Here is a 15,269-nt window from a genome sequence, read left to right on the forward strand (position 1 = left end):
TCGCAGCGTGCGCCGATGAGACGCAACAGAAAACTCATGACTGGGACAGGACAATTGGGGGACACGATGCGGACCGTGAAGACGCTGGCGCTGGCTTGTGTGCTGCTCGGCGCGTCCTCCGCGCTTGCGCAATCCAAGCCGAAGCCTGCAGCGCCCACCGTGCCCGCCAGCGATTGGATCGAGCTGTTCAACGGCCGCGACCTGAGCGGCTGGACACCGAAGATCTCGAAACACGAGCTCGGCGAGAATTTTGCCGAGACGTTCCGGGTAGCGAACGGCGTGTTGCAAGTTCGTTACGATAAATATCAGAGCTTCGACAACCAGTTCGGCCATCTCTTCTACCAGACGCCGTACAGCTATTACCGCCTGGTCGTCGAATATCGTTTCGTCGGCGAGCAGGCCAAGGGCCACCCGGGCGCCTGGGCCTTTCGCAACAGCGGCGCGATGCTCCACTCGCAGGATCCGAAGACCATCACGCGCGACCAGGACTTCCCGATTTCCATCGAAGGCCAGTTCCTGGGCGGCAAGAGCGATGGCAGCTCGCGCTCGACGATGAACGTCTGCACGCCGGGCACCGAGATCGTCGTCGACGGCAGTCTGTATCCTGAGCACTGCCTGAATTCGGCGTCGCGCACCTTCGACGGCGACCAGTGGGTGCGGGCGGAGTTTCTGGTGCTGGGCGCCGGCCAGATCACGCACTTCGTCAACGGCGAGAAAGTGTTGGAATACGCGCTGCCTCAGTTCGGCGGCGGAGTCGTGCACAACCACAACCCGGGCGCGCAGCCCACCGGCAAGCTGATCGAAGGCGGCTACATCTCGTTGCAGAGCGAGTCGCACCCCATCGACTTCCGCAAAGTCTCGCTGCTGAACCTGGCGGGCTGCATGGACCCCAAAGCGGGGAACTACCGCGCTTACTACGTGAAATCTGAACCGGCGACGTGTCAATATGCACGCCCGGCCGCCACTCCCTGAACCCCTTTAGAGCGATGACCGCCATGTCCAAACCTCTTCGTGCGGCAGTAATTGGAACCGGTTTCATCGGCCGAGTTCATGTACGTTCTGCACGGCTCGCCGGCGCCGAAGTCGTGGGCGTCGCCGCCTCCTCGCCGGAGCGCTCGGCCGAAGCAGCAAAGTCGATGGATATCCCTCGCAGCTTTGCCTCCGGGCTCGAAGCGGCGCGCGATAAGGACGTGGATGTCATTCATATCTGCACGCCCAATTCGCTGCACATGGAAGTTGCGAAGGCGGCACTCGAAGCCGGCAAGCACGTCGTGTGCGAGAAGCCACTCGCGACATCGTTGCAGGACGCCCGTGTACTGAGCGATCTCGCCAAGAGCAAAGGACTGGTCGGCACCGTGCCGTTCATCAATCGCTATCACCCCATGGTGCGCGAAGCTCGCTCACGCGTGCAGAGCGATGAAACCGGCAAGCTGTATCTGATCCAAGGCTCGTACTTGCAGGACTGGCTCATGCAAGCGGGCGACACCAATTGGCGCGTCGATGCTTCCGCCGGCGGCAAGTCGCGCGCGTTCGCCGACATCGGCTCGCACCTTTGCGACGTGCTCGAGTGGATCACTGGCGAGCGGTTCACTTCGCTGATCGCCACGCTCGGCACGCCGATCGCACAACGCTCCGCCGCCGCGAGTCGCGTGGCATTCCAAGCCAGCGGCGAAGTGAAGGAGACCAAGGCGGTCGACACCGAAGATGTCGCGTGCCTGATCCTGCGCACCGATCGCGGCACGCTCGCGACGCTGACCGTCAGCCAGGTGTCGGCGGGCCGCAAGAACCGCTTGTGGTTCGAGCTCGACGGCGCGCAGCAGAGCGTCATGTTCGACCTGGAAAGCCCCGAGCAACTGTGGATCGGCCGACGCGAAGGCACGACTTTGCTGATGCGCGATCCATCGCAGTACTCGCCCGAGCAGAAGCGCCTTGCCTGGCTGCCCGCCGGTCACGCGCAAGGCTGGGGCGATTGTTTCGAAGCATTCGTGCGCGATTCGTACGCAGCGATTCGCGGTCAGTCGCACGTCGGACTGCCCACCTTCGCCGACGGCGCGCGCTCCATGAGCATCGTGGAAGCCGTCTTGCGCTCCTCCGCCAACAATCAATGGACCGCCATTAACGACTAGGAGAGAACCTAAATGATCACACGTCGCCGCTTTCTCGAGGGCAGCTCGCTCGCTGCACTGGCCGCCATGAGTGGAGTCAGAAGTTTCGCCGCGGGCGCCGGCACCGGCCCGCTGGGCCTGCCGATCGGCGTGCAGCTGTACACGGTGCGTGACGTTGCGGCCAAAGATCTGGCCGGCACGCTCGCAAAGCTGCAGGCGATCGGTTATCGGGAAGTCGAGACCGCTGGCTTCTACGGCAAGTCGGGCAAGGAAATGCGCAAGATCCTCGGCGACCACGGCATGACCGCGCCCTCCGCGCATTCCAGCATGGGCGAAATCCAGAAGAACATGCAGAAGCTGGTCGACGACGCGGCCGAAGTGGGCGCGAAATATTTCGTCTGCGCTTTCCCGGCGCTGCCTGCGAACAAGCCCATGTCCGCGTCCATTGCGAAGGACATCACGCTGGACGACTGGAAGTGGAACGCCGAGCAGCTGAACAAGTTGGGCGAAATGGCGAAGAAGGCCGGGCTGCAGGCCGGCTATCACAATCACAACATGGAGTTCCGCAAGTTCGACGGCGTAACTGCGTTCGATCACTTGCTGAAGCTCACCGACCCGAAGCTGGTGACCATCGAGCTGGACCTGGGCTGGGTTGTGACCGCCGGCCTGGATCCGGCGAAGTACATCAAGCAGCACGCCGATCGCATTTCCCTGCTGCACGTGAAGGACGTGCGCAAGGACGCGGTGCTGGCGGTCGACGAGATCAAGGCGCAAACCGTCGAAGTGGGCCGCGGCCAGATCGACTGGAAGAGCGTGTTCGCAGCCTGCGACCCGAAACATCTGAAACATTATTTCGTCGAGCAGGAAAACTTCACCGGCCCGACCGTCGATGCAGTGCGGGCGAGCTTCGAGTACCTGAGCTCGCTCAAGTCATAGCCAAAGGAGCACTCTCATGTTCAAGGCAATCAATCGTGGCGCACCCTGGGTTGCAGTGCTCGCCGCCTGCGCCATGACTGCGAGCGCAGACGACGCGTCGAAGTCCGAGTGGCAGCCGCTCTTCAACGGCAAGAATCTCGACGGCTGGAAGCATGTCGGCCCCGGCGAGTTCGCCGTCGAGAACGGCGTGCTCAAGAGCGTCGGCGGCATGGGCTTGCTGTTTTACCCGGGCGAGAAGTTCGACAACGCCGTGATCCGCGTCGTGTACAAGGTGTCCGGCGACAGCAATTCCGGCGTGTTCATCCGCATACCGGAAGCGCCCACGGAGCCGTGGATGCCGGTGAACAAGGGCTACGAAGTGCAGATCGACGATAGCGACGACGACTGGCACCGCACCGGCGTGCTGTATTCGTTCACCAAGACGCTCGCCCAGCCCAAGACCGGCGAATGGAACACGATGGAGATCACGCTCGAGGATGAGCGCACCGTCGTCACCGTGAACGGCACCAAGGTCACGGACTTCAAGGAAGGCTCGTCCGTACCGGAAAAGAAACAAAAGCACGAGCCGGATCGCGGCAAGCGGGCGGCGAGCGGCTACATCGGGCTGCAGAATCACGGTGACAAGGACACCGTGTACTTCAAGGAAGTGAGCGTCAAGAAGCTCAAGTAGGGTCCGGCCGGAAGGCAGCGCTGCCTGTTTGACAGGCAGCGCGAGTTTCTGCAACCTTCTCGATGTAACCCGTTACAGATTCGAACTCCAAGCAGTCAGATCGCGCGACTCGACGCCGTGTGGAAGCCAGCGGCGAACGGTTACCAGGGGGCCCTTTGAATCCGATCACTATCCGGCTCAGCGTCATGATGTTCCTCCAGTTCTTCATCTGGGGAGGATGGTTCGTCACGTTGGGCACCTTCCTTGGCGCCAACTTCTCGGCATCCGGCGGCGAGATCGGGCAGGCATTCTCCACTCAGAGCTGGGGCGCGATCATCGCCCCGTTCATCGTCGGCCTGGTCGCCGACCGCTACTTCAATGCGGAGCGCATCCTGGGTGTGCTGCACCTCCTCGGCGCGGTACTGATGTACCTGATGTACAGCTCCAGCAGCTTCGCAGCGTTCTATCCCTACGTGCTCGGCTACATGATCATCTACATGCCGACGCTTGCGCTGGTGAATTCCGTGTCGTTCCGTCAGCTGACCGATCCCGCCGCCGAGTTCGGCAAGATCCGCGTTTGGGGCACCATAGGTTGGATCGTTGCTGGCCTTCTCATCAGCGCGATTGGCTGGGACGCGCAGCAAGCGGTCGCCGGAGGCGCGCTACGCAATACGTTCCTCCTGTGCAGCATCACCTCGCTCATCCTGGGCGTGTATAGCTTCACCCTGCCCGCTACGCCGCCGGTGCGCGCCGCGTCCCAGAGCGTGATATCGCAGGCCTTGGGACTGGATGCCCTGCGGTTGCTCAAGGACCGCAATTTCGCAGTGTTCGTCATCTCGTCGGTCCTGATCTGCATTCCCCTGGCGTTCTACTACCAGAACACCAACCTGTTCCTCGCCGAAATCGGCGTGACCAACCCGACCGGCAAAATGACCGTGGGCCAGATGTCCGAAGTGTTGTTCATGCTGCTGCTGCCGGTGTTCTTGAATCGCTATGGCATCAAGAAGACGTTGCTCATCGGCATGGCCGCCTGGGTGCTGCGCTATGTGCTGTTCGCCTTCGGCGCGCAGGATTCCGCACTGGTGCTGCTGATCGGCGGCATTGCCCTGCACGGCGTCTGCTACGACTTCTTTTTCGTCTCCGGGCAGATCTACACCGACTCGAAGGCCGGCGAGCAATACAAGAGCTCGGCGCAGGGCCTGATCACGCTGGCCACGTACGGCCTGGGCATGCTGGCCGGCTTCAAAGTGGCTGGCATCATCTACGATCAGTATGCCGCGACGGGCGGACACGATTGGAAGGCGATCTGGCTGATCCCGGCGGCGTTGGCGGCCGGAGTGTTTGCGCTGTTTGCGCTTGCCTTCAAACCTGAATCGATTCAGCGCGGCGACGCTGAATCGACCGGCTCATTGAAAGCTCCCCCGCGCGCGAGTGCTCCCTCGTCGACATAATTGCTCACTCGCCGGATCGTCCAAAGAGCCCAGCCCGTGTCCTCTAGTCGCGCCACTTCGATTCGCCAGGTCGCCCGGCAGGCCGGCGTCTCGATTGCCACCGTCTCGCGCGCCTTGACGACGCCGGACAAGGTATCTGAAAAGACCCTGAAGAAAGTGCTCGCGCAGGTCGAGCGCAGTCGTTACAAGCCCAACCTGCTGGCGCGCAATTTCCGCAGTAAGCGCGCCTTTTCGATCGTCGTGCTGGTGCCAAACATAGCCAACCCGTTCTTCGCCGAAATCATTCGCGGCATCGAGCAGGTCGCGCAACAGCACGGCTATGCGGTGCTGCTGGGTGACACCGAAGGCCGCGAGGATCGCGAGGCTTACTACGTCGGACTGGTCGAAACGCGTCAAGCCGATGGATTGATTCAACTGCACCCGCGCCTGCCGAAAGCGGCGTGCGGCGCGAACGGCACGCTCGATATTCCGCTGGTGAATGCTTGCGAATACATCGAGGATGCGCCCTGCCCTCGCGTCGGCATCGACAACGCGGCGGCCGCTCGGGAAATGACGGCGTATCTGCTCGGCCTTGGTCACCATCGGATCGGTGTCATTCTCGGCCCCGACTCCAGTCCGCTGACGAGCGACCGGTTGCGCGGCTACAAGTTGGCCCTGCGCTCGGCAAAAATCTCGTCGGACGACGCGTTGATCGCCCAGGGCGATTTCACGATGAGCTCGGGCAGCGTCGCCGCCGAGAAACTGCTCAAAGCCAAGCAGCCGCCCACCGCGATCTTCTGCTTCAACGACGAGATGGCGCTCGGCGCGATCCGTTATCTCAAGAGCACCGGCCGCTCCGTGCCGCAGGATGTATCGGTCGTGGGCTTCGACGACATCGAGTTCGCGAGCTTCTGCGACCCGCCGCTGACCACCATCGAACAGCCGACGCGCGAGATTGGTAATAAAGCCATGTCGCTACTGTTCGACATGCTGAACGGCGGCAAGCCCGAGCCGACAATGCACACGCTGCCGATCAAACTGATCGTACGCGACAGCGCGGCGCCGCCGCCGCCCCGATAACCCACTCGACACCGACCCAGGGCCCACCAAGGGAGGTACGCCATGCCGCTGATCGATACTGCAGGTTTACAGAAGGAGTACGACGTCATCGTGGTCGGCTCAGGCGCCGCCGGCGGACAGACGGCCTACACGCTGACGCTCGACGGCGCGAAGGTGCTGATGCTCGAAGCGGGCCGCAACTATGTGCCCGAGATCGAGACGCCGATGTTTCACACGCCGGACCAGGCGCCGTTGCGCGCCACGTCGACGCTCGACAAAGAATTCGGCTTCTATGACGCCACCGTCGACGGCGGCTGGCAAATTCCCGGCGAGCCTTATTCGAGCGCATCGACCGACGCCGATAGAACCTTCTGGTGGTGGCGCGCTCGCATGCTCGGCGGCCGCACCAATCATTGGGGCCGCATCTCGCTGCGCAACGGTCCCTATGACTTCAAACCTAAAACTCGCGACGGCCTCGGCTTCGACTGGCCGATTTCGTACGACGATGTCGCACCGTACTACGACAAGGTCGAAATGCTGGTCGGCATCTACGGTGACAATCACGGCCTCGAGAACACGCCCGACTCACCTGCCGGTTGTTTGCTACCTCCTCCCAAGCCGCGTGCCGGCGAAGCCCTGATCCAGAAGCACGCGAAGAAAACCGGCGTGCCTGTAATTGCCGTGCACCGCGCCGTGCTGACTCAGCAGTTGGATTTCAAGCGCAACGCCGCGCTGCTTCATCCAAACAATCCTCGTGCGCAACAGATCGTCGCCGACAGCATGCGCAGTCGCGCGCCGTGCTTCTGGGCTACTGACTGCGGGCGAGGCTGTTCGATCAAGGCCAACTATCAATCGACCACAGTGCACCTGCCGCCGGCCATGGCGACGGGCAATCTGGACATTCTTCCCAACGCGATGGTGCGTGAAGTCGAGATGGGGAAGAACGGTCGCGCGACTGGCGTCGTATTCATCGACAAGACGACCGGCAAGGAAGAACGCGCCAAAGGCCGCATCATCGTGCTCGCAGCGAGCGCCTGCGAATCCGTGCGCATCCTGCTCAACTCGAAGTCCGCGCAGTTCCCGCAGGGTCTCGCGAATTCGAGCGGCAAGGTCGGCAAATATTTGATGGACACGGTCGGCGCCAGCGTCACCGGCCAGATCCCGATGCTCGAAGACCTGCCGCCGCACAACGAAGACGGCGCAGGCGGCATGCACGTGTACGCGCCATGGTGGCTCTACAAAGAACAAATGGCCGGCAAGCTGGACTTCGCTCGCGGCTATCACATCGAAATCGGCGCGGGTCGTGACATGCCCAGCTTCGGCTCGACGGCGGGCCTCGCCAACCACGTCGGCGGCTACGGCAAGAAGTTCAAACAGGACATGCGGCGCTACTATGGTTCCTTTGTGAGCCTGGTCTGTCGCGGCGAGATGATTCCGAACGAGGACTCGTACTGCGATATCGATCCGCAGAAGAAAGATCAGTACGGCATCCCGACGCTGCGCTTCCATTGGAAGTGGTCCGAGCACGAGCAGCGCCAGGCGCTCCACTCGCACAAGGCATTTACCGAGATCATCCAGAACATGGGCGGTCGCGTGACCGGCAAGCAGGATCTCCTGCCCGGCGGCTACATCATTCACGAAGTCGGCGGCGCCATCATGGGCGCGGACCCGAAGTCCTCGGTGGTGAATCAGTGGGGCCAGAGCTGGGACGTGAAGAACCTGTTCCTCACCGACGGCGCGCCGTTTCCTTCGAACGCCGACAAGAACCCGACGTTGACCATCATGGCGCTCGCCTGGCGCAGCGCCGACTACATGCTGGCCGCCATGAAGCGGAAGGAGCTGTGACATGGAAACGTTCAACGATTCGATGCGCATCGACCGCCGCACCGCCCTGAAGTGGGTGCTCGCCGCGAGCGCAGCTCTGCAGTTGCCTGCGACGGCGCTTGCTCAGGACACGGCGAAGAGCGTCACTGGTTATGGCAAGGATCCGAACCTGCTGAAGGTGTACCAGATCGGCGAGCTGTGGCCGCTGACACTGAGTGAACAGCAACGCGCGACCGCAACTGTGCTGAGCGATTTGATCATTCCCGCGGATGACGAGTCGCCGGCGGCTTCCAAGGTGGGCGTCGTCGATTTCATCGACGAATGGATCAGCGCGCCCTATCCCAACAATCAACAAGACAAGCCCGTGGTCGTGCAAGGCCTGGCGTGGCTCGACCAGGAAGCGCAACGACGATTCAAGAACAACTTCTCGGCGCTGATGGAGAAGGAGCGAGTCGCCATTTGCGACGACATCAGCGCCGCCAAGCCTGCCGCGCAGTTCGAACAGGCCGCGAAGTTTTTCGCACGCTATCGGGCGCTCACGGCCGGTGGGTATTACACGACGCCGGTTGGGATGAAAGATCTGCGGTACGTGGGCAATGTGGCGATGACCAAATTCGATGGCCCGCCGCCGGAGGTTCTAAAGAAGCTGGGCCTGCTCTAAAGCGAGTCGAGCTGCACGCGCGACCCGGCGGCCAAGCCGGGTCCATCCAAACCGCCAAGCACTGCTTTGCACGCTCCCGAACCTCTTCGAGGTCGGCGCTTTGTTCGCTGCGTCATAACGCTTTCTCCAGACTACGGACTTTCCTGCTTCAAGGAGCCCCTCATTCGTGGTTGGGTATGCAACCCCGAATGCAAAGATCAAATAGACGGCTGCGAGAAAGCGCGCGGAGAAAGCATCCATGCAGAAGAGCGTTTTCAGGGACTTCGATGAGTTCGCAGAGTTCGTCCGCGGCATAGAAGGCAGGTTCATGCCGACCCGTCCCTCTTCGACGGACTGGTGGGTCCAAGGCTCTCAAGCCGGTCGTGTCTCAGTGCAAGAGCTCCAGATCGGTGGATGCGCAACGTTCGCAGGAACCGGTGAGCCTGGGAAGTTGGCGGTTGGGGTGCCGATGACCGATGCAAGACGCATGCGCATCGATGCAACGAGCTTGAGAGAGGACAGCTTCATTCTCATGCAAGGCGCCCAGCCCTTTTCGTTTACGGGTGTCGGCGCGACACGCTGGGCCGGCATCACATTGTCGTTCGACCATCCCTGTCTCGATCCACGCACCCTCGAAGTACTCGGCGCAGGCGGCACCGTACGGAAGCGCACGCAGTTGGAATACTTGACCCACCTGCGCGGGCTGGTGAATCGAATGCTTTCTTCTGATCCTGCAGTGAGGGTCGTCACACCGGCGGCAGCTGCAATGCTGGAACAGGATCTTTCGCTCGCCGTTGCACGCGTATTGCAGGCCAGCTGCGGCGATCGAGAAACGAAACGATCGCGGTTGAATACTTCTCATGCTCGAGCCGTTGCTCGCTGCTTGGACTTGATCGATTCCACGCACGCAGAGACGCTGTACATCAAGGATCTGGCGCAGGTCGCATCGGTGAGCGAGCGCACGCTGCGCACCCTCTTTCAACAGTACTTTGGGATTTCTCCGATACGGCTACTCAAAGCAAAGCAGCTGTGGGAGGTACGTGCAGCACTGCTTCACCGCAAACCGGGTGAGCGCGTGCAGCAGGTCGCGGAAAGGTTCGGAGTCTGGGATTTCAGTGCATTTGCGCGCGACTATCGGGCGCTGTTCTCGGAGCGTCCCAGCGACACGGCGCAAGCTCCCGAGGGCGAGCCCCGAGCCAAAGCCAGCCTCGGCTGGCTCATGTGCGCAGCGAAAACATTTCATGCTCAAGCGGAGCGAAATATCTAATTGCGCCGGCTCTGTTACCCGAGCGCCGATCTGAGACGGCTCGCCACTTCCAGACGCTCTTCGGCGGTGTAGAGCACCTTGTTCCCGCCCCACAGACCATCGCCGTGAAAGCGCGGGAACACATGCAGATGGTAGTGCCACACGTCTTGATTGCCAGCAGGCCCATTGTGCTGACGCGTGGAAATGCCCTCGCACCCGAATGCGTCTTGCATCGCGACCGCCAGGAGACGGGTCGCACGAAAGAAGTCATTGCCGAGGTCCTCTGGAATGTCCAACACGTTTTCGTAGTGAGCCCTTGGCGCGATCAAACAGTTGCCCTGGATGTCCCCGTAGTGATGCAGCGGAATGAAAGCAAACACGCGCGGGGCCACGAGGACCACCGCCGATTCCGGCGCCGGCTCCGGCAACGTGGCCGCCAGGCGGCAGAAGGGACAGTCGTAACCGATCGGTGCGTTCTTCATGGATCACGCTGGGGGTTGCACCACCAGCGCCGGTGCAACCATCCAAGTTCGCGGCGTTCCCGACCCGCTACTTGACGCGGTAGATCGCGCAGAGCTTGTTGCCGTCTGGATCGCGCACATAGGCCAAGTGCATTGGACCTAAACTGCCCTCGCGCAGGCCCGGCGGGTCTTCGATGGATGTACCTCCGTGAGCGAGCGCCACGTCATGAAACTCTTTGACTTGCTCGGGCGAGTTGCACTTGAAACCGATCGTGCCGCCGTTGGCGAAAGTCGCCGTTTCACCATTGATCGGCTCGGTGATGCAGAAGGTGCTGCCGTTATGTCGATAGAACAGCCGGCTGTGGCCGGTGGCCGCCTTGTTGCGCACCGGTTCGCCGGCACCGAGCGTCGCCAGCACGGCGTCGTAGAAGCGCTTCGAGCGCTCGATATCGTTCGAACCGATCATAATGTGATTGAACACGTTTTCTCCCTTGGATTCGGCCTCGAGACCGAAGCAGCTCTCATCAATCTCCACGATACCGAAAGTGACCAGAAATCGGGTAGTCGAACAACATGTCTTCGATCTCTGGGCCGCGCCCGATATTGTGCACGATCAGCAAGCGCTTTCCGTCTGCCGAACGTTGATCCGTAACCAGTCCAATGTGAGGAAGGTTGCCGGGCAGGATCCACGTCACCAGGTCCCCCGGCAAGTAGCCGCTTGCGTCGGGGCCAATCGGAAGCTGCGCCCCACGGCGGCGCAAGTAGGTTTGAAGGTTCGGCACCCGCCGATGATCGATATTGGAATCTGCGCGTGCAAGACCCCAGAGCCGCGGATATGAACTGAAGGCTGCCCTCATGTCCTCGTGAACTCGCACTTGAAGATCCACGCCGAGCGCGCGATACGCGCGCACGATGAGGTCGGTGCACACCCCGATGTTTGCGGGCACGTCCCCGCCAGGATACGGAATTCGCCGGTACGACCCGTCATAGGTGACCGGAGTCGAGGTCTGCGCGACTGCCGCTTGGATCAATGCTTGCGCGAATGTCTGATCGAGCCGCCGGCTCGGACCTTGCTCGCCCGATGCCGTGGCCATCATCGCCACCACCAGTATCGCGAGGAGCGCTGTTTTCACTACCGTTACTCCTGATAGTCGAAGACCGTGACCCACTCGGACTCGACCACCCTGTATCCGTATTTGCTCGTGAGCACACGCGAGACGACTCGCATATGGGCCGCTCCGTAGACCACTCCGATGCAACTCCCGCCCGCCTCTACGGCAGTGGAAACTTCCTGGACCAGACGTAGATCCCGTGTAGTGGCGAGCATCTTTTCCAATTCCGGCGTGTGCTCGAACCGTTCGAAGTCTCCGCTCGACTCGACCTCCTCGGTGTGCAAGCGTCGCCCGATGGACTGACGAGTTCCCGTAAAGTACAGCCAGAGCCCATACACGGGCGCACCGAGCAACAGCAGAACTCGTTGATGCCAGGGAATGTCGGCCCATGCGGCGTGAAACTCATCCGTGCTCACGTCTGCATGAATCTTCCGTTGACCCAACATAGACACTGCAAGCGCATCTCTTTGCCGAACGAGGCCAAGACGCTGGTTGCGGGTTGCGATCGAGTACGCGCGCGCCCGCGCTGAGGCGAATACACGCGGCTCGAACACCGATGACGCTACTTTCGATGAACTGCACGAAGGTTCTCGTGAAACTCAACGAGCAAAGAACTTCCACTGCCCTTCCGAGACGACTTCGACAGCGCCGTCGACCACTCGGATCGCGCTCTCGTCGTCGATGGCGTAAGCCGGACCTCCGATGTCTCTCGCCCATTTTTCCGCATCTGCCATGGTGTTCTCAGGCAGATCCGGGTGGTCCAAGTGCGGGAAGATCGAGAAATCGACCAGCCCCAGCGTCCGGTCGTCGCCGGTGATGGAGGGCTTCGACTCGACGAAGGCCGCTCCGACCCGAGGGGTCATCACCATGCTTCCGGCGCTCAGCCCCACCCAGACGGTCTGTTCCAGCGACGGCAAAAGATCCGCCAGGCCGGACTGCCGCATCCAGTGACACAGGTATAGCGCGTCACCGCCATTGACGAGCAGGACGTCTGCTGCACGGACCCAAGTTTCCCAGCGTTCCCTGGGCATGCTGGGCAGAGCAGTCAGCTCCAGCACTCCCACTGACTTCCAACCTAATTCGGACATCGGGCATCGCGGCTCTCGCCCGCTGATGAACCGCCACGTCGCTTCAGGACTTCCGTGCGGATGCCCGTACAGCGCTGTCGGGATGCAGAGGGCATTGCAGTCGGCGATCGGTTTGCCCAGTAGATCGAGCAGCGCGTCGCGAATGCTCGCGTTCTTGATACCTGCGGATGTGAGAAGAAGCTTCATGATGCTTGCCGGCGATGTCTCATCAATGTTTCCTGGCCCAGTTGCGGAAGCTCATCTGAAATACAAGGCCATTCAGGTTCCACTTTCGCTGCGAGCGAGGCGAATCTCAAACGCACGGGCGATCAACTTCTGTTGGGTCTTGTCCGACGCTTTGTACAAGAAGATGACTTCACCATCCTCCGAAACCCTGCTTGGACCGTCAGATTTTTTCGTGACAAACACGATCTCTATCGTGGTCGGGTCGCCATCGTCTTTGAACTCCGACGCCGGCACGGTCAGCTCCGGGACCACATTCATCTTTGTTTCCTGGAGAATTCGCGTACGTCGTTCAGCCTCAGTTTCGGCGTGCGCTGCCAGCGATAGAGTGAGCGCCGCGACAGCGCCAGCTAGTGAATACAATGGATGCACTGACACAAGGTCTCCTTTGAAGCCGATGCTACGGGTCTTCACGCGTCGACTGCAGCGACTTGTCGGGCATTGGCGCAACTACACGAATGACTCTTCCATCACGCTCAACGCGAAGCTCGACGCCGTTGCGCATTGGCTCTTGGACTGTGCAGCAGATGACTTCTTCGGCGGAGAAGGCATCGTTGAACTTTGCACCGCAGAAGTGCGTCAGCAGATCGCCCGAACGTAGACCAAGCTCTGGCAACACTGCCGGACTGGATTTCTCGTAAATGCGAAATCCGACAATCTCACCGTTTCTCATCGTGGGACTGGAGCGCATTTGCAATAGGAAATCCGTAAGGTAGCCCTTTGGAATCTTGGCTGTACAGACACTTTCTTCACCGCGGACCGCGCCGAATGCCAGCCCAAGACCCAGTGCAGCAAGCAGCCGCGCGCGGACGGAGATTGAGCTGATCATGTCGTTTTTGTGAGCATGGGCTAGTTATGTAATTCGACGATCACCCACATGAACCATGGCTCGCAGTGAGCCGAATCGAAGAGGAACGGCTCGCTCCTCCAGCTTTGATTGCAGGAGTGCGAGAAGATTCCCCTTCTCGGGTCCCGCCCAGAATTCGAATGAGGGCGCCGTCATACGTCCGGCCTTGGTGTAGAAAACCAGGTTTCCGCCTCCTTCCGCGACTCTTTCAAGCTCCTGCCACCTTACCCTGGCGCGGCTTCCAATCCGCACGACGGACAGCCCCGCATCATCTCCAGACACCTCTGCAGACGTGAAGAGAAGGACAGCGCCACAGCCCCCAAAAATGGCGGCCAGGCCAAGCACGACCACCCAGTTTCCCCATGCCGCAACGATGAGGAACAGCGTGAACACCAGCGCCCCGGATCCAAACCAGGAGAGAAATGGCGTGCGAACGGAGTACCTCATGCAACAGCGGCCTTTCTTCTAGTCACATCACGACTGTGAGGTGCCCCGAGCAGGAGCCCTTCGCTTTTGCGGGTCGGAACCAGCGTATTGGTGGGCAGTGAGCCCGTCCCAATCACACATGAGACACCTCAACGCGAGCCTTGGTTTCACCGCGTCGGCTCCATCGTTTTGTCAGGGCGTCCTGTGCACATCACGCAGCATGAGCATGTCATAGACCCTGTCCGACTTATCGTCGTCGAAGCCGAGACGTAGAGCGCGAGTATCAGGATTGCACCAGGTGCCGAATATCATGTCCCAGATCGGAAGGCCGTAGTTCTGAGCATGGTGGTTGTGCGCGTGATGCACCGTGTGCATCTCTGGTCTTTGGACCAGATAGCCAACCCATCTCGGGGTGGAGATGTCGGCGTGGACGAAGAGATCGAAAATTCCCGTCATCATTAGTGCAATTCCGGCGGCGACTGGAGATGCGCCAAAGACGAGGTAGCTCGAGAACGCGCCAATGATCACTGCAGCCGCGGTGTCCAACGGATGCGCGAAAAAGGCAGTGAGCGACTCCAATCGCCTCGCGCTGTGATGCAATTGGTGAAAGATCCGCCAGAGGACGTCGGACTTATGAGTTGCGCGGTGCCACCAGTAAAAGATGAAGCTGGTGAGCAGGAAGCTGAGGAGCCCGACCAGCACATCAGGCAGGGTGCGAGTGAATTGGAAGAGCGCGACGCTCTCAATGTGAGCACTGAATATGTAGCCGAGACCGATCGTGGTGACGACGGTAAAGGCGCCCATAAACGATGCAAGGATCAGCCAGCGGCGATCACAGTGATTCTTCGACGCAGGCGCGATCACTTCGCGGGTGAACACCGCGACGAAAAGCAATGCCACCACTGGGTAGACGAGGATCTCCATTGCACACCTGAACGAGCTTCCCCAGTCAGTGAGATTGTCAACGCAGATGCTGCTTGCCGACTATCCGTTACCGGCTCCGAACTCTAGTTTCCGTTTTTCGCCCTGTAGTAGGCAACGAGGGCGTTGGCATGACCATGGCCGAGCTTGTGCTCGGATTTGAGAAAGGCGACCTGCTCCGTGTGCTTTTTGTTCTTGACCGATCCCAACAGCGTGAACCAGTGGGAAACGGGATGCCCGTAGGTCTTCTCGATGGACGGGAAGTAAGAGGCGGGACCCTTGGCTTTGGTGTCTGTCGTCACG

18 protein-coding genes are annotated in these 15,269 nt (G+C 60.7%); 9 read left to right on the forward strand and 9 right to left on the reverse strand.

The features are described from left to right. The first annotated feature begins 66 nt into the window (after positions 1-66). The 9 genes from EK373_RS00730 to EK373_RS00770 all read left to right on the forward strand — a co-directional run bounded on the left by EK373_RS00730 (position 67) and on the right by EK373_RS00770 (position 9,910). Positions 67-972 (forward strand): 3-keto-disaccharide hydrolase, encoded by a 906-nt coding sequence (locus tag EK373_RS00730; protein WP_129640849.1) that lies wholly within the window; start codon positions 67-69, stop codon positions 970-972. Positions 973-995: 23 nt separating this feature from the next. Then, positions 996-2,126, forward strand: coding sequence for a Gfo/Idh/MocA family protein (locus EK373_RS00735; RefSeq protein WP_129640850.1), 1,131 nt, complete (start codon positions 996-998; stop codon positions 2,124-2,126). Between the two features lie 12 nt (positions 2,127-2,138). After that, the gene (locus EK373_RS00740; protein ID WP_129640851.1) at positions 2,139-3,041 is read left to right on the forward strand and encodes a sugar phosphate isomerase/epimerase family protein; all 903 of its coding nucleotides are present in this window, start codon (positions 2,139-2,141) and stop codon (positions 3,039-3,041) included. A 73-nt stretch (positions 3,042-3,114) separates the two neighbouring features. Then, positions 3,115-3,711, forward strand: coding sequence for a 3-keto-disaccharide hydrolase (locus EK373_RS00745; protein WP_129643224.1), 597 nt, complete (start codon positions 3,115-3,117; stop codon positions 3,709-3,711). A gap of 155 nt (positions 3,712-3,866) precedes the next feature. Next, positions 3,867-5,141: a nucleoside permease gene (locus tag EK373_RS00750; RefSeq protein ID WP_129640852.1), complete on the forward strand. Its 1,275-nt coding sequence runs from the start codon at positions 3,867-3,869 to the stop codon at positions 5,139-5,141. Positions 5,142-5,177: 36 nt separating this feature from the next. Continuing rightward, complete coding sequence (locus tag EK373_RS00755) at positions 5,178-6,200, forward strand: LacI family DNA-binding transcriptional regulator (RefSeq protein WP_129640853.1); 1,023 nt, start codon at positions 5,178-5,180, stop codon at positions 6,198-6,200. Between the two features lie 42 nt (positions 6,201-6,242). Beyond that, positions 6,243-8,024 carry a GMC family oxidoreductase gene (locus EK373_RS00760; RefSeq protein ID WP_129640854.1) on the forward strand — a complete coding sequence of 594 codons (1,782 nt, stop codon included), beginning with the start codon at positions 6,243-6,245 and terminating at the stop codon, positions 8,022-8,024. 1 nt (position 8,025) lies between these two features. Then, on the forward strand, positions 8,026-8,664 hold the full coding sequence (locus EK373_RS00765; protein ID WP_129640855.1) for a gluconate 2-dehydrogenase subunit 3 family protein: 639 nt from the start codon (positions 8,026-8,028) through the stop codon (positions 8,662-8,664). Positions 8,665-8,902: 238 nt separating this feature from the next. After that, a complete protein-coding gene (locus EK373_RS00770; RefSeq protein ID WP_129640856.1) occupies positions 8,903-9,910 on the forward strand; it encodes an AraC family transcriptional regulator in 1,008 nt (335 codons plus the stop codon). Positions 9,911-9,924: 14 nt separating this feature from the next. Here EK373_RS00770 and EK373_RS00775 read toward each other — a convergent pair whose 3' ends face one another. The 9 genes from EK373_RS00775 to EK373_RS00815 form a co-directional block, all read right to left on the reverse strand. After that, positions 9,925-10,371, reverse strand: coding sequence for an HIT family protein (locus EK373_RS00775; protein WP_129640857.1), 447 nt, complete (start codon positions 10,369-10,371; stop codon positions 9,925-9,927). Between the two features lie 67 nt (positions 10,372-10,438). Beyond that, positions 10,439-10,831, reverse strand: coding sequence for a VOC family protein (locus EK373_RS00780; RefSeq protein WP_129643225.1), 393 nt, complete (start codon positions 10,829-10,831; stop codon positions 10,439-10,441). Positions 10,832-10,874: 43 nt separating this feature from the next. Further along, on the reverse strand, positions 10,875-11,444 hold the full coding sequence (locus EK373_RS00785; RefSeq protein ID WP_407676179.1) for a DUF1287 domain-containing protein: 570 nt from the start codon (positions 11,442-11,444) through the stop codon (positions 10,875-10,877). A 44-nt stretch (positions 11,445-11,488) separates the two neighbouring features. Then, positions 11,489-11,908 carry a TraB/GumN family protein gene (locus EK373_RS00790; RefSeq protein ID WP_129640858.1) on the reverse strand — a complete coding sequence of 140 codons (420 nt, stop codon included), beginning with the start codon at positions 11,906-11,908 and terminating at the stop codon, positions 11,489-11,491. A gap of 153 nt (positions 11,909-12,061) precedes the next feature. Next, positions 12,062-12,736 (reverse strand): Type 1 glutamine amidotransferase-like domain-containing protein, encoded by a 675-nt coding sequence (locus EK373_RS00795; protein WP_129640859.1) that lies wholly within the window; start codon positions 12,734-12,736, stop codon positions 12,062-12,064. A gap of 72 nt (positions 12,737-12,808) precedes the next feature. Then, entirely contained in the window at positions 12,809-13,186 is a 378-nt protein-coding gene (locus EK373_RS00800; protein ID WP_129640860.1) for a hypothetical protein, read from the reverse strand. After that, positions 13,173-13,601: a hypothetical protein gene (locus tag EK373_RS00805; RefSeq protein WP_129640861.1), complete on the reverse strand. Its 429-nt coding sequence runs from the start codon at positions 13,599-13,601 to the stop codon at positions 13,173-13,175. The genes EK373_RS00800 and EK373_RS00805 overlap by 14 nt, the downstream gene beginning before the upstream one ends. A gap of 636 nt (positions 13,602-14,237) precedes the next feature. Then, the gene (locus EK373_RS00810) at positions 14,238-14,969 is read right to left on the reverse strand and encodes a sterol desaturase family protein (protein WP_129640862.1); all 732 of its coding nucleotides are present in this window, start codon (positions 14,967-14,969) and stop codon (positions 14,238-14,240) included. An 83-nt stretch (positions 14,970-15,052) separates the two neighbouring features. Beyond that, a complete protein-coding gene (locus EK373_RS00815) occupies positions 15,053-15,268 on the reverse strand; it encodes a DUF4287 domain-containing protein (RefSeq protein WP_129640863.1) in 216 nt (71 codons plus the stop codon). Position 15,269 lies beyond the last annotated feature (1 nt).

Origin of the sequence: Peristeroidobacter agariperforans (assembly GCF_004138335.1) — a bacterium.
In the GTDB taxonomy this organism is placed as follows: Bacteria; Pseudomonadota; Gammaproteobacteria; order Steroidobacterales; family Steroidobacteraceae; genus Steroidobacter; species Steroidobacter agariperforans.

Coding starts and splice junctions, on each gene's coding strand:
- EK373_RS00735 (WP_129640850.1), top strand. CDS start 996: ATGTCCAAACCTCTTCGTGCGGCAGTAATTGGAACCGGTTTCATCGGC.
- EK373_RS00795 (WP_129640859.1), bottom strand. CDS start 12,736: ATGAAGCTTCTTCTCACATCCGCAGGTATCAAGAACGCGAGCATTCGC.
- EK373_RS00775 (WP_129640857.1), bottom strand. CDS start 10,371: ATGAAGAACGCACCGATCGGTTACGACTGTCCCTTCTGCCGCCTGGCG.
- EK373_RS00810 (WP_129640862.1), bottom strand. CDS start 14,969: ATGGAGATCCTCGTCTACCCAGTGGTGGCATTGCTTTTCGTCGCGGTG.
- EK373_RS00785 (WP_407676179.1), bottom strand. CDS start 11,444: ATGGCCACGGCATCGGGCGAGCAAGGTCCGAGCCGGCGGCTCGATCAG.
- EK373_RS00770 (WP_129640856.1), top strand. CDS start 8,903: ATGCAGAAGAGCGTTTTCAGGGACTTCGATGAGTTCGCAGAGTTCGTC.
- EK373_RS00760 (WP_129640854.1), top strand. CDS start 6,243: ATGCCGCTGATCGATACTGCAGGTTTACAGAAGGAGTACGACGTCATC.
- EK373_RS00730 (WP_129640849.1), top strand. CDS start 67: ATGCGGACCGTGAAGACGCTGGCGCTGGCTTGTGTGCTGCTCGGCGCG.
- EK373_RS00805 (WP_129640861.1), bottom strand. CDS start 13,601: ATGATCAGCTCAATCTCCGTCCGCGCGCGGCTGCTTGCTGCACTGGGT.
- EK373_RS00790 (WP_129640858.1), bottom strand. CDS start 11,908: ATGTTGGGTCAACGGAAGATTCATGCAGACGTGAGCACGGATGAGTTT.
- EK373_RS00740 (WP_129640851.1), top strand. CDS start 2,139: ATGATCACACGTCGCCGCTTTCTCGAGGGCAGCTCGCTCGCTGCACTG.
- EK373_RS00765 (WP_129640855.1), top strand. CDS start 8,026: ATGGAAACGTTCAACGATTCGATGCGCATCGACCGCCGCACCGCCCTG.
- EK373_RS00745 (WP_129643224.1), top strand. CDS start 3,115: ATGACTGCGAGCGCAGACGACGCGTCGAAGTCCGAGTGGCAGCCGCTC.